The following is a 13304-nucleotide window of genomic DNA, read 5'->3' on the forward strand; positions in this document are numbered from 1 at the left end:
TCTAGCCATCGATCGGCGGCAACACAGCCTGGCGCCCGGGCTCTGATCCCCGACGATCATCTGCCCGCAGGAAGAAGGCGCCCAGCGAGCCCGCCAGCGTGGCGAAGACCCCGATCGAATAGACAGCCAGCACAACCTGGACAACGCGCGCAAACCCGGTCTGCGGCGTGATGCCGCTGCCGGTAATGGTGGCCATTGCCGTCTCGAACAGTGCTTCTCCGTACTCGGAGTGGGTGTCTGTCGCATAAAGGAGCTGGCTGGTTGCGAGGATGACGACGGCGGTTACTGCCGCCATCCAGCCGATCCTGCTGGAGAGCAGCCTTCCCGCGGAGCGTGAGCCGCGGATGCCTGCGGACAGGATTCCGCCAACCCGGGCAACACGGGTCAACCGCAGGAGGCGGACCGCCTGCAGGGCCCGAAGGAAGCGCAGGAACGGCACCAGCAGGAAGATGACCTGCCACCAATTCTTCTTCCAGAAGGCTCGACTGAACTGTGCGATATAGGCCCGCAGGAGGAATTCCGCGACAAACACCGCCCAGAAAACCCAGCCTAGGATACTCAGGGCCAGGACGAGCGGCGGGTCGGTAGCCAAAAGCTGGCCGAGGACCACAAACAGGAAAACCAGCCCAAGCACTCCCATGGGCCGGTCGAGGCGGCTTGCCAGGGCTTCGGCGGCGCTCAGCCCCTCGGCTTCCGCAGGGGGGTGCTTCGTGCTCGGCTTGACTTGGGGATCCTTCACCTCTCACATGTTTCCACGCCTACGTGGTGAACTGGTGAGACTGGCCGACGCCCATCGAACAGTTCGGAGATCATTGTGTTGTGGCTGCTGTCCGTTCTCGGCGCCCTCGTCATACTGCTCGGAATCGCCACCGACCCGCTGATCCGGTTCCTGACCCCTTTTGAATCCCTGACCGGTTTTGCGCTGTTGACCGCTGCGGTCTCCTGGTTCATGCAGATCTACCCGGCGCTTGGCCGGCGCCGTGCGCTGGCGATCCGCCTGTCCCTCCTGCAGAATGCCGACTATGCCGGGAAGCTTGACCAGCTCGACCCGGCATCGGTGACCAGCACCCTCGAAACGCTGGTCTCCGATCTGGTCCAGATTCGGGTGGACCTTACCCAGACGTCGGAGTCCTACTATTTCTGGGAAGCAGACGAACAGCTGTCCCTGCCTGCCTCGCTCTCCTACGCCGTCGACCTCGCCAATCAGGCCGGGCGCTCCGCCAAGCCGACGCTGCAGACGGCCGGTGCGCTGCTGCATGAGGCACTGGACTCCCTTGCGGTGTTCCTGCGCACCGAGTTCAGGCACGATGGCGAATCCACCCAGGACGTCTTCCGTTCGTATGCAAGTGACCACCGGTACCCGTATCGCGAGAACCCCTGAGGCGCGGAGATACCCCTGCACCGGAGAGTACAGGGGCACCTCGAGCGGATCACTCCGGCCCGTCCCCTACCAGCGCGGAACGCAGCTCGACCGGAATACCGGCGTCGATGAACTGCTGGTCCATCATCTCCTGCGGAGTACGGCCCTCCGTGACGGGCAGGAACTCCCACCGGGTGATCGCACTGTAACCGGCCGATTCGACGAGCCATTGCCCGTCCACCCGGCGTGCGATGTAGTACCAGGTGTTCCCGCCGTCCTGCGGGTTGGCTTCGAAACCGGCGTCCGTCACCTCCATGGCCATCCAGTCCTCCGTGCACCCGACCACGGCATAGTGGTCCGGATCGGCGGCGAAGGGTGTGAGGCTCATGAAGTCGCTCCCCTGTTCCATGACCCGGTCGACGTCCTGCACCCGGCACCCTTCATCAGCCGGGGGCCCGGTGGGCACGCCGGTCGGCTCGACGCTCGGCTCCGCAGTAGGTTCCGGTGACGGGGAGGGTGCTGTTGTTGCGTCCTGGGAAGCCTCGGCCGTCGCCAAGGGATCCGTCGTTGCGGCCGGCAGGGGTGCGTCGGCTCCGAGAGACCCGCCCACGACGACGGCTCCGGCCACCACCGCTGCGGCAGCCGCTCCGGCCAGAACAACGGCGATTCGGCGGCGTCGCCGCAGGGGCACCAGCACCGGGCTGTCGTCGCTGAACGCGTCATTTCCGTCGTCGGACTGCGGGTCCGCCCCGGCGCTGTGTGGGTTGTCCATCGGTTCGGTGTTCATGGCGGGTCCAATATCTTTGTGGCCGGTATCAACCGGGAAAGCAATGATTTCGGTGGGGGAATCCGACGCTTCGCGTTCGGCACGCACGGGGTCGAGCCCCCGGATCAGGTTCTCTATGCGGTCCATTTCAGGCACCTTCCTCTGCCATCAGGGCGGCAGGCATCATCTGTGCAAACGCGGCGCGGGCACGGTGAAGGCGGACTTTGGCGGCGGAGGCACTACAGCCGAGCATCTCGCCGATCTCGGTGGCCGTAAGGTCGTCCCAGTAGGCGAGGAGCAGGATCTCCCGCTCCTTCTCCCGGAGCCGCAGCAACGAGTCGGCTACCGTCTGCTGCTGCGCACCATGACCGGCCCGGGCGGCTATGACAACCGAGTCCCGGACACGCTGCATGAGGTGCTCGGCCCGTTCCCTGCGACGGTATTCGTTACCGATGACGTTGCGCGCGACGGTGAGCAGCCAGGCCGGGGTGACCTCGGCCGGGTCGGGGTTCCTCTGCCATGCGATCCGGAAGACATCGTTGGTGAGCTCCTCGGCCGCTTCCCGGCTGCTGACCCTGCGATGAATGAAGGAAAACACGCGTTCGCGATGTTCCCTGTGTAGCGCCGCGAACACGTCATCGTATCGCTGCAACACTGTCCCCCCTGGTGTGAGTGTCCTGTCCATACCCCTCTTGTTTCCGGTATGCCCGGCGGGGTTACAGAATCTCCTAATTAAAGGGCGTTAAAGGGCGCGGGGGTGCGCTGCCGCATAGATTTCCCGCAGCGTGTCTGCAGTGACCAGCGTGTACACCTGCGTTGTGGTGACCGACGCGTGACCCAGCAGTTCCTGCACCACCCGGACGTCAGCGCCGCCCTGGAGCAGGTGGGTGGCGAAGGAGTGCCGCAGGGTATGGGGCGATACCTCCGCGGCCACCCCGGCACGCTCGGCGGCTGCCTTGAGGATGCTCCACGCGCTCTGCCTGCTCAGCCGCCCGCCGCGGAGATTGAGGAAGAGTGCCGGCGCACTGTTCTTTCCGGACGCGTTCGCAGCCAGCGCGGGGCGGGCACGCACCAGGTAGGCCTCGATGGCCCGCGCCGCGTAGGAGCCGAGCGGAACCAGCCGTTCCCTGGATCCCTTGCCGAACAGGCGGACGACGGCGGGACCCTCCAGTGCGGCGTCGACCGACACATCATCGACGTCCAGTCCCACGGCCTCGCTGATGCGCGCACCGGTGGAATACAGGAACTCGAGCAGCGCCCGGTCGCGGAGGCCGCCGGGTGTCGAAGTGTCAACAGCCTCAAGGATCCGGGTCACGTCGTCCACGGAGATCGCTTTCGGGAGCCGCTGACCGGCAGTGGGCGGGTGCACATCTTCCGCGGGGTCGGCCGTCGTCGTGCCTTCGAGTGCCAGGAAGCGGTGGAGTCCGCGGACGGCAACCACGGTGCGCGCCGCAGAGCGTGGGCTCAGCGGCGCCAGGCCGTCTTCACCGGTGGAGAGTCCCTGCGCGAACGCCGACACCACCTGGCGGGTGACGGCTTCCATGGACCCGATGCCCCGCGCGGCAAGGAACCGGTGATAGCGCAGAAGGTCCCGCCGGTAGGCGGAGAGGGTGTTGGCGGACAGCCCGCGCTCCACGAGCATGTGCTGGAGGTACTCACTGATGAGCCGGCCGGGACCGGTCGCCTGAAGCTCATCCTGCACGGCCGTCTGCCCGCCCTGCGCCATGTCAGTCCTGCAGGACAGGGCCCAGGGGCCACGTTCCATGCTGGCTGTGGTGCTCCGGCCAGGGCGCATCGGCGGGACGGAGGGACCGGTATCCGGACAGCTTTGCGGCGGACGCAGCAAGCACCGCAGCGGCAGCGGACGGGCTGTGGATCCTGCCTTCGAGCACCGCTTCCACGGCATCCTGCAAGGGAACCCAGGCGAGCTCGATTTCCGCCTCTTCATGGGTGCGGGTGTGCCGCTGGTCGTGCGGCACGTCGGCGATGCCCTGGGCGAGGTAGATGCGCAGGGCTTCGCTCGATGACCCGGGTGAGAGGAACAGGTCGGACAGGACGTGCCAGGTGCTCGCGGTGACGTCGGCTTCCTCGGCGAGCTCCCGGGCGGCGCCGGCCGCGAAGTCCTCGCCGTCGACGTCGAGCAGGCCCGCCGGAATCTCCCACAGGTCCATCCGTACCGGGTGGCGGTACTGACGAAGCAGGAGGACCCGCTCCTGTTCGTCCATGGCAAGGATCGCCACGGCGCCCGGATGCCGGATGTACTCGCGCGTGATCGGCTCGCCATGCTCGTCCAGGCGGAAAGTCTCGCGGACCACGTCCCAGATCTTTCCTGTGAAGACCGTGGCGGACTCCAGCAGCCGGCGGGGGCTCTGCCGGTCGGAAACCGGCGCGTCCTGCGATGCTCCCATTGTCAGGCCTTGACGCCCCGGCGGGTGAGCGCGGCCTTGACCAGCCCGGCGAAGAGCGGGTGCGGGCGGGTGGGCCGCGAGCTCAGTTCCGGGTGGGCCTGGGTGGAGACGTAGTACGGGTGGGTCTGCGCGGGCAGTTCAACGAACTCCACCAGCTTTCCATCGGTGGTGGTTCCCGATACCACGAGTCCGGCGGCCTCAAGCTTCTCCCGGTACTCGTTGTTCACCTCATAGCGGTGGCGGTGACGCTCGCTGACGTCCGTCCGTCCATATGTTTTGGCGATCACGGATCCGTCCTTCAGCGATGCGTCCCACAGGCCGAGGCGCATGGTGCCGCCCATGTCGCCCTCGCCGGCGACGATCTCCAGCTGCTCGGCCATGGTGGCGATCACCGGGAACTCCGTGTCGGGGTCGAACTCGGTGGAGGACGCGCCCTTCAGGCCCACAACGTTACGGGCGAATTCGATCACCATGCACTGCAGTCCGAGGCACAGGCCGAGCGTGGGTACGCCGTTCTCGCGGGCGTAGCGCAGCGCTCCCAGTTTGCCCTCAAGCCCCCGGATGCCGAAGCCGCCGGGCACGCAGATGGCATCGGCGCCGTCAAGGGCCTTCGCTGCCCCCTCCGGAGTGGCGCAATCGTCCGAGGGAACCCACCGGATCTGGACCTTGGCCTTGTTCGCGAAGCCTCCGGCGCGCAGTGCCTCCGTCACCGAGAGGTAGGCGTCCGGCAGATCGATATATTTGCCGACCAGCGCGATCTCGACATGGTGCTTGGGGTGGTGGACGGCGTCGAGAAGCTTGTTCCACTTGGTCCAGTTGACGTCCTTGAACTTCAGGTCCAGCGCCTGAACGATGTAGGCGTCGAGGCCCTGCGCGTGCAGCGTCTTGGGGATGTCGTAGATGCTCGGGGCGTCAGCGGCGTTGATCACGGCGTCGACGTCGACGTCGCACATCCGTCCGATCTTCTCGCGCATCGCGTCCGGTACTTCGCGGTCCGAGCGGATGACAATGGCGTCAGGCTGGATACCGATTGAGCGCAGCATCGCCACCGAGTGCTGGGTGGGCTTGGTCTTCAGTTCCTGTGACGGGCCGATATAGGGCACCAGAGACACGTGAAGGAAGAACACGTTGTTCCGGCCGATGTCCTGGCGCACCTGGCGCGCGGACTCAAGGAAGGGCTGGGACTCGATGTCGCCGACCGTCCCGCCGATCTCGGTGATGATGACGTCCGGGGCCTTGCGGGAACCGGTGGGCTCGGCGGGCAGCCGCATGCGGCGTTTGATCTCGTCGGTGATATGCGGAATGACCTGCACTGTGTCACCGAGGTATTCGCCGCGGCGTTCCTTGGCGATGACGGTGGAATACACCTGGCCGGTGGTCACGTTCGCTGACCCATCGAGGCTCTCGTCGAGGAACCGCTCATAGTGGCCGATGTCGAGGTCCGTCTCCGCGCCGTCGTCAGTCACGAAGACCTCGCCGTGCTGGAACGGGTTCATGGTGCCGGGATCAACGTTGAGATACGGATCCAGCTTCTGCATGGTGACGGACAGCCCACGCGCCCGCAGCAGGTGGCCGAGGCTCGAAGCCGTCAGTCCCTTGCCGAGGGAAGACGCCACACCACCGGTGACGAAGATGTGTTTGGTAGTCTTGGCGGACTTTTGGAACCGGGAGATTGTTTGCTGCACCACGGAGTTCGACCCTATCACCTGGCGGCAGTCCGCGCTGCATCCAGGAGCAGTTCTTCCGCGTGTGCCTGAGCACTGGCGGATTCTTCCTGGCCCGCCAGCATGCGGGCGAGCTCCCGCACGCGCTCGGACTCCGGCAGGACTTCGACGTCACTGGCGGTGAAGCCGCCGTCGGCTGCCCTGCTCTTGGTCACCCGGATATGGTGTGAGGCGAACGCCGCAACCTGCGGAAGGTGTGTCACCACCACAACCTGGACGTGCTGGGCAAGCATGGCGAGGCGACGCCCGATTTCGACGGCGGCCTTGCCTCCGACGCCGGCATCAACCTCGTCGAAGACAAAGGTCGGGACGGGGTCGACGGCGGCGAGAACCACCTCTATTGCCAGCATCACCCTCGACAGTTCACCGCCCGAGGCGCCCTTGCCGAGCGGCCGCGGAGCGGACCCGGCGTGTGGTTGAAGGGAAAAGGACACCTCGTCCGATCCGAGCGGACCGGGCGCGCCGCCGGACACCACGTCGATGACGAGTTTCGCATCCGGCATGGCGAGAGCTGCAAGTTCCGCGCTGACGCGTGCGGACAGCACTTCGGCGGCCGCCACCCGCAGCCCGCTGAGGACCTGCGCCTCGGCACCGAGTTGCGTCTCGAGCGCGACGGTCTCCTCCTGAAGACTTTCGATCCGGTCAGAGTCCCCGCTGATCTCCTCGAGCCGCGCACGGCCGGTCGCAGACCACTCGATCACCTCATTGATGGATGGAGCGTACTTGCGGATCAGGACATTGAGGTCCGCCCGGCGTGCCTCAACCTCGGCCAGCCGCTCGGGTCCCTCCGAATCGACTGATGCCGCGTAGCCGGCCAGCTCGGTTGAGATGTCCGCCAGGATGTAGCCGACTTCCGCGAGCCGTTCGGCGAGCGACGCCAGTTCCGCGTCGTGCGCACCGACCGCTTCAAGCTGGCGCTTCGCAGCATCGACCAGTGTGGTGGCATCACCCGTTTCCGGGAACTCACCCGATACGAGCGCCTGATGCGCCGCGGCGGCCGCAGTGCGGAGCTCCTCCACGTTGCCCAGCTTCATCGCCTCGGCCTTGAGCGTTTCGTCCTCATCCGGTTGCGGGTCGACGGTATCAATCTCCTCAAGCGCTGCCTGAAGCGACTCGGCCTCCCGCAGGCGGTCGCGCTCCGCGCTCCGCAGCGCCTCGAGGTCCGCCGCCACCTGCCGCCACCGCCGGTAGGTGGTCCGGTAGGAGGCGAGGGCGTCCCGGAGCTCCGCGCCGCCGAACTTGTCCAGGGCTTCGCGCTGTGCGGCCGCACTGCGCAGCCGCAACTGGTCCGACTGTCCGTGGACCACCACCAGCTTCTCCCCCACCTCGGCGAGGACGCCCGCCGGGGCCGACCTCCCGCCCACATAGGCGCGGCTGCGTCCGTCGCTGTTCACGGTGCGGGCAAGGATGAGCCCCGCGGCTCCGCCGTCGTCATCTGTTTCCAGCTCGCCGCCGGCCTCCACGGCGCGCTGGGCCGCTGGACCATCCGGGTCCACCCGGAGCACGGCTTCAGCGGAGGCGTTCTTTGCGCCGAGACGGACTGCGCCGGCGTCCGACCGTGCGCCCATCAGCAGCCCCAGGGCGGAGAGCACCATGGTCTTGCCTGCCCCGGTCTCGCCGGTCACCACGCTGAAACCCGGACCGAGTGCCAGCGTGGCATCGGCGATGACCCCGAGATCGCGGATGCGGATCTCCTCGATCACTGGGGGTGCTCGCCATCGTGGGTGACCGGCCCGCGCCAGCCCTGTGTGGGCAATGCGAACTTGCGGACCAGCCGTTCGGAGAAGGGCGTCTGGTGGGTGCGCGCGAGGCGAACCGGGATGTCCGAACGGGTGGCCTCGACCCGCGCGCCGGGCGGCAGGTCCACGGTCCGGCGGCCGTCGCACCAGAGCACGCCGGACGCGTCGGTGCGGGTGAGGAGTTCCACGGCGAGCAGCGACGTGGGGGCAACGACCAGGGGCTTTGCGAAAAGCGCATGCGCGCTGATCGGCGCTACCAGCAGCGCCTCGACCTCCGGCCAGACCACCGGACCGCCGGAGGAGAATGCATACGCGGTGGAGCCGGTGGGCGTGGCCAGCACCACGCCGTCGCAGCCGAAGGAGCTGACCGGCCGGCCGTCGACTTCGAGGACCACTTCGATCATGCGCTCCCGGTTGGCTTTCTCGATTGCTGCCTCGTTGAGGGCCCAGGTCTGCGCGGCCAGCTGGTCACCCCGCCAGACCTGCACGTCGATGGCCATCCGCTCCTCGACGGTGTAGTCCCTGTCCACGACCCAGCGGACGGCTTCAGCGAGGTCTGCGCGCTCACTCTCTGCCAGGAAACCGACATGGCCCAGATTGACGCCGAGCAGGGGAACGTCCGTACCACGGACCAGTTCAGCTGCGCGGAGAATGGTGCCGTCTCCGCCGAGAACCATGCCGAGCTCAATGTCCTCGAGGCCCACTTCGGCTCCGAGCGTGTCCGTGGGCGCGGTCAGCGTGCCGTATTCGGCCTGGATGTCCTGCAGCTCCTCGGCGCGCATGACGGGAGTCAGTCCGGCTGCATGGAGCAGGGTACAGGCCTCCTGGGCAGCGGCCATGGCGTCATGGCGGCCGGTGTGGGCGAGTACCAGTATGCGTCTAGTCATCACGCTCCGTTGTATCAGGTGTGGACGGCCTCACGCATTGCCGCCGGTGGCGAACGCGGTGCCCGCGTGCATGACGTGCTGCGCCAGGCGCACTGCGTCCCTATCGATCCTAGGCATCAACCCGCGGGCCGGCACCTTCATCCACAGGAAGAACTCGATATTTCCGTTCTGGCCAGGGAGTGGACTGCGCGCGACGCCTTCAACGTCGAGGCCCGCCTCGAGGGCGGAACGGACCACGCCTGCGACGGCGCTTCGCCGCTGCTCCTCGTCGGTCACCACACCGGTGCGGCTGAGCGCGCTCCGGCCGACTTCGAACTGGGGCTTGACCATGAGCACGAGGTCTCCCCCGCTGCGGGTGGCGCGTGCCAGCGGTTCCACCACGAGGGTCAGCGAAATGAAGGAGAGGTCGGCGACCGTGAGGTCAACCTGTCCGCCGATCAATGCGGGTTCCAGGAACCGGACGTTGAGGCCTTCGTGGACCTGCACCCGGGGATCTTTCCGAAGTTCATCGACGAGCTGCCCATGCCCGACGTCGACGGCAGCCACCTCGGCGGCACCCCGGCGCAGGAGCACATCGGTGAACCCGCCTGTGGACGCGCCGGCGTCCAGACACCGCCTGCCAGCGACCTGAACGCCGGTGAAGGCTTCCAGCGCGCCGTCGAGCTTGTGCCCGGCACGGCTAAGGTAGTCCGGCCGCTCGCCTTCCGCGACAACCAATGCGTCGCCGTCGCCAACGGTGACGGAGGCCTTGGTGAGTACGGTGCCGCCCCGTAGCACGCGACCGGCCGCGATCAGTTGCGCAGCATGGGACCGGGAGCGGGCCAGCCCACGTGCCACCAGCGCCTGATCGAGCCGTGCCACCGTCAGCTGTGTTCCGTATTGAGCTCGGTGAGCAGTTCATCATGAAGCCGCTCGTAGGCGGCGTGCTGCGCTTCCTCGCTCCGTTCCGGCATGGATGCCAGCGCCGTCAGCAGCACGTCATCAACCGAGGGATCGCCCGTCGGCGATACCGCAGGAAACTCCGGCGGCTCGTCATCCAGCAGGGAGCCCTGTTCGGAGGGAAACCCCTCAGCCGATCCCATAGTTGCTCCTCACCTGGGCGCGTTCTCATGTTCATTCGCGAACTTCAGCCGCGGCAGTGTTGCGGTGTCCTGCTGCGGACAGGCCTCCCACCAGGCTGCGCAGGCCGCTCGCCACGTGTTCAGGTCCTCCCGCTCCCCGCCCATTATTACGACGCCGTCCTCCACCTTCGCGGACGACTCACCGCACTGGAACACACTGTCCCGCTTGATGACCTCCGGGTATGGCTGATGCAGCTGGCCGAGGTCCGCGAACAGGTACGTGGGGCGCTGCTCTGTGATTGCCGCCAGCGCGTTTGCGGCGCTGTCCACTCCCGTGAGCACCAGGGCCGTAGCCATTCCGGCCCGGTTCCCGCCGAGGATGTCGGTGTCCAGCCGGTCCCCCACGACCAGTGCCTCAGCAACGCCGAGGTGATTGGCCGCGGTGATGAACAACTGTGCCTCGGGCTTTCCAGCCACCAGCGGGGTCTGTCCCGTGGCGGCCTGGACCGCGGCTACGAGTGTTCCGTTGCCCGGTGCTATCCCACGGGCCTGCGGGATGGACATGTCCGTATTTGTAGCAACCCATACTGCGCCGCCGGCGACGGCGTACGAGGCCTCGGCAAGGTCTTTCCATCCGAGGGAAGGGTCAAAGCCCTGTATTACCGCATCCGGCACAGGGTCAGCGGTGGTGACGGGCACCAGCCCCTGCTCCGCCACGTGCTGTGCGAGGACGGCGCTGCCCGTCACAAGTACAGTTGCTCCCTGCCGCACCTGCGTAGCCAGCAGCTCCGCGCCCGCGAGGGCGGACCCGAAAACCTGTTCCGCTGTGGCCGGTGCTCCCAGTTCGCGAAGATGGGCGGCCACTTCCGCGGATGATCGGGACGCGTTGTTGGTGATGTAGGCAAGAGCCACACCGATCCCCTCGAGCTTGTCGAGGGCCTCAGCGGCACCGGGAATGGCTGAGGGACCGGCGTACACAACGCCGTCGAGGTCTGCGAGCACTGCGCCATAGCGCCGGGCCAGTGCAGTATGGACTGTCTCACTCACTGTCATGCCGCTCCTCGACGTCCGCCCCGGTGTCAGCGGTTTCCCCGGCCCCGGGTTCAGCGCCCGCGTGCTGCGAACTCTCTGTCGCCATCTCGGCATCGGCCGCATTTTCCGAAGGCGACGCGACACTCTCGACGGTGCCCCGTGCAGCGGAGCGGTCCAGCTCGACCTCGTCCTCATCGCCGACAAGATCAATGATGTCGGGATCCGCGAAAGACCCCACGCCGAGTGCGTTCTCGGCGACATCCGCCTGGCGGCGCCAGGAAGCTGCCTCATCGCTGCGCCCGACGGCAGCAAGGGCGTCGGCGTACGCCCGGAAGAGGCGCGGGCTGTAGCTGAATGCACGGTTTTTGGTCAGCTGCGGGATCTCGAGGGCGGCAACTGCGGCGTCGAACTGTCCCAGGTCGGCGCGGGCGCCGGCCACGACCATCGCCAGCTCGACCTTGCCCGCCGCGTCGAGCGAGGAAGCGTCCTCGGACCGTGCGAGGTCCAGTGCGCGGTCGGGCCGGCCAAGGCCCCGCTCGCAATCGGCCATCACCGGCAGGTGGACATTGGAGCCGCTGATCCGCCTGTACGTGCGGAATTCCCGGAGTGCTTCTCCGTAGTGTCCCGCGGCGTAAGCGGTCAGGCCGACTGCTTCCCGGACAACCGCCAAGCGACCGCCGCGACGGCTTGCCGCCAGTGCATGTTGAAAGGCGAGTTCCGGTTCATCATCGATGAGCCGCCCGGCCATGACGAGGTGCTTGGCTACCCAGAGTGCACTGCGCTCCTCGAGGTTGCGGACTTGGGCGCGCGTGACCTTGTCCAGCTCGCTGCCGGTGACATCCTCGTCGATCTCCGGCGACCGTTCGCGGTCGGGCCGGTTGGCGCTCCTGAGGTCGCGGGCGTTGTGGGGCCGGGCAAACGGCGCGTCTTCCGGACCGTTCTGCCTGGGCGACCGTTCGGGACGACCGCGGTCGTCTTCGCGCTTATTCCCTCCGCGAGGCCCCTCACCGTAGGACCGGTTCGGGCGGCGGTCATCGCCGAAGCTCCGGCCCTGCCTGCGGTCATCACCACGGGAGAATCCATCGCGTCCGGAAGGGCTCCCGGCGTCCCGGGACCGGCTGTCGCCGCCCGCCGGACGCTGACCACCCTCACGACGCTGACCACCCTCACGAGAAAAACCACCCTCACGACGCTGACCACCCTCACGAGAAAAACCACCCTCACGACGCTGACCACCCTCACGAGGATTGCGGTCAGTCCCGCGGTCGGAGCGCTCCTGGTAGCGTGGCCGGTCACCGGATCCCTGCGTGCGGCGCTGAGAACCGCCCCCAGCGTTGCCGGCGGCCCCGCCATCACGACGCTGTCCCGGTTCCCCCTGGCGCGGGGCGCGACGGTCCTCACCGCGGCGGATCTCGTCGTGACGGTCTTTTCCGCGCTTGCGGTCTGGTTCCCGATCAGCCATGGCAGCACAATTCCTCTCGTCATGAGCTGACCTGACGCTGCGTCGGACGCTCTCGCTGTGTATCTGTGTCGACATTCCGTGGGCGGTGCGCGACCCTCCCATTGTAGAGAAGGCAAACGGCCGGTGTGGTGGGTTAAATGGCTGAGGCTCCGACGGTGGTGTCGGAGCCTCAGCGTTTTTAAGTGTTGTCCGGCGGTGTCCTACTCTCCCACACTCTCTCGGGTGCAGTACCATCGGCGCTGTGGGTCTTAGCTTCCGGGTTCGGAATGGGACCGGGCGTTTCCCCCACGCTATGACCGCCGTAACCCTGTTACCCGTCCCCCTGTGGTTCGTGCACCGTAATGGTGTACGTGTGGGGGTGGGAAGTCTTTGGTTACAACTTCTCTATGATGTTGTGTTTTTCGGCGGCACCGGGGAATGGTGTTCACCCGTTGTGTCGCCTGTCCCCCGGGGCCGCCGGTGGTGGCCGTGGCGGGGTTGTTGGTTGGGAACCGCATAGTGGACGCGTAGCAATAAATTAGTGTGTTTGTGTGTCAAGTTATCGGCGTATTAGTACCGGTCAGCTTCACGAGTCGTTAGTCCTCGCTTCCACATCCGGCCTATCAACCCAGTGGTCTGGCTGGGGGCCTCTCACACCAAATGGTGTATGGAAATCTCATCTTGAAGCAGGCTTCCCGCTTAGATGCTTTCAGCGGTTATCCCATCCGAACGTAGCTAATCAGCGGTGCACTTGGCAGTACAACTGACACACCAGAGGTTCGTCCGTCCCGGTCCTCTCGTACTAAGGACAGCCCTTCTCAAATTTCCTACGCGCGCAGCGGATAGGGACCGAACTGTCTCACGACGTTCTAAACCCAGCTCGCGT

General features: G+C 66.6%; 14 protein-coding genes and 2 rRNA genes. 2 read left to right on the forward strand and 14 right to left on the reverse strand.

Going from position 1 to position 13304, the window contains the following annotated elements:
- Nucleotide 1: 1 nt before the first annotated feature.
- Nucleotides 2–739 carry an ion transporter gene (locus tag BLS52_RS16275; protein WP_217636784.1) on the reverse strand — a complete coding sequence of 246 codons (738 nt, stop codon included), beginning with the start codon at nt 737–739 and terminating at the stop codon, nt 2–4.
- A 75-nt stretch (nt 740–814) separates the two neighbouring features.
- Here BLS52_RS16275 and BLS52_RS16280 point away from each other — a divergent pair, with 75 nt between their 5' ends.
- Complete coding sequence (locus BLS52_RS16280) at nt 815–1381, forward strand: hypothetical protein (protein WP_090588116.1); 567 nt, start codon at nt 815–817, stop codon at nt 1379–1381.
- 49 nt (nt 1382–1430) lie between these two features.
- On the opposite strand, the gene BLS52_RS16285 is transcribed toward BLS52_RS16280, so the two are convergent.
- The 11 genes from BLS52_RS16285 to BLS52_RS16335 all read right to left on the reverse strand — a co-directional run bounded on the left by BLS52_RS16285 (nt 1431) and on the right by BLS52_RS16335 (nt 11725).
- On the reverse strand, nt 1431–2273 hold the full coding sequence (locus tag BLS52_RS16285; protein ID WP_090588117.1) for a hypothetical protein: 843 nt from the start codon (nt 2271–2273) through the stop codon (nt 1431–1433).
- Nucleotide 2274: 1 nt separating this feature from the next.
- Complete coding sequence (locus BLS52_RS16290; protein WP_026545833.1) at nt 2275–2781, reverse strand: RNA polymerase sigma factor; 507 nt, start codon at nt 2779–2781, stop codon at nt 2275–2277.
- 87 nt (nt 2782–2868) lie between these two features.
- Nucleotides 2869–3852, reverse strand: a complete 984-nt coding sequence (gene xerD / locus BLS52_RS16295) for a site-specific tyrosine recombinase XerD (protein ID WP_051470816.1) — start codon at nt 3850–3852, stop codon at nt 2869–2871.
- A gap of 1 nt (nt 3853) precedes the next feature.
- Nucleotides 3854–4534: an NUDIX domain-containing protein gene (locus BLS52_RS16300; RefSeq protein ID WP_090588119.1), complete on the reverse strand. Its 681-nt coding sequence runs from the start codon at nt 4532–4534 to the stop codon at nt 3854–3856.
- A 2-nt stretch (nt 4535–4536) separates the two neighbouring features.
- Complete coding sequence (locus BLS52_RS16305; RefSeq protein ID WP_026545836.1) at nt 4537–6240, reverse strand: CTP synthase; 1704 nt, start codon at nt 6238–6240, stop codon at nt 4537–4539.
- Nucleotides 6237–7961: a DNA repair protein RecN gene (gene recN, locus BLS52_RS16310; protein WP_090588120.1), complete on the reverse strand. Its 1725-nt coding sequence runs from the start codon at nt 7959–7961 to the stop codon at nt 6237–6239. The genes BLS52_RS16305 and recN overlap by 4 nt, the downstream gene beginning before the upstream one ends.
- On the reverse strand, nt 7958–8884 hold the full coding sequence (locus BLS52_RS16315) for an NAD kinase (RefSeq protein WP_090588121.1): 927 nt from the start codon (nt 8882–8884) through the stop codon (nt 7958–7960). The genes recN and BLS52_RS16315 overlap by 4 nt, the downstream gene beginning before the upstream one ends.
- Before the next feature lie 30 nt (nt 8885–8914).
- Entirely contained in the window at nt 8915–9745 is an 831-nt protein-coding gene (locus BLS52_RS16320; RefSeq protein ID WP_090588123.1) for a TlyA family RNA methyltransferase, read from the reverse strand.
- A gap of 2 nt (nt 9746–9747) precedes the next feature.
- Nucleotides 9748–9966, reverse strand: coding sequence for a hypothetical protein (locus BLS52_RS16325; protein ID WP_026545839.1), 219 nt, complete (start codon nt 9964–9966; stop codon nt 9748–9750).
- Nucleotides 9967–9975: 9 nt separating this feature from the next.
- Nucleotides 9976–10998, reverse strand: a complete 1023-nt coding sequence (locus BLS52_RS16330; RefSeq protein ID WP_175460209.1) for an HAD-IIA family hydrolase — start codon at nt 10996–10998, stop codon at nt 9976–9978.
- Nucleotides 10985–11725, reverse strand: coding sequence for a tetratricopeptide repeat protein (locus BLS52_RS16335; RefSeq protein ID WP_090588124.1), 741 nt, complete (start codon nt 11723–11725; stop codon nt 10985–10987). The genes BLS52_RS16330 and BLS52_RS16335 overlap by 14 nt, the downstream gene beginning before the upstream one ends.
- On the opposite strand from BLS52_RS16335, the gene BLS52_RS16340 reads away from it, so the two are divergent.
- Entirely contained in the window at nt 11678–12469 is a 792-nt protein-coding gene (locus BLS52_RS16340; RefSeq protein WP_139186301.1) for a hypothetical protein, read from the forward strand. The genes BLS52_RS16335 and BLS52_RS16340 overlap by 48 nt on opposite strands.
- A gap of 157 nt (nt 12470–12626) precedes the next feature.
- On the opposite strand, the gene rrf is transcribed toward BLS52_RS16340, so the two are convergent.
- Both rrf and BLS52_RS16350 read right to left on the reverse strand, forming a co-directional pair.
- Nucleotides 12627–12743, reverse strand: a 5S ribosomal RNA gene (rrf, locus tag BLS52_RS16345).
- Between the two features lie 225 nt (nt 12744–12968).
- Nucleotides 12969–13304: ribosomal RNA gene (locus BLS52_RS16350) — 23S ribosomal RNA — on the reverse strand; the annotation flags it as partial.

Origin of the sequence: Arthrobacter subterraneus (genome assembly GCF_900099735.1) — a bacterium.
Classification (GTDB): domain Bacteria; phylum Actinomycetota; class Actinomycetes; order Actinomycetales; family Micrococcaceae; genus Arthrobacter_D; species Arthrobacter_D subterraneus.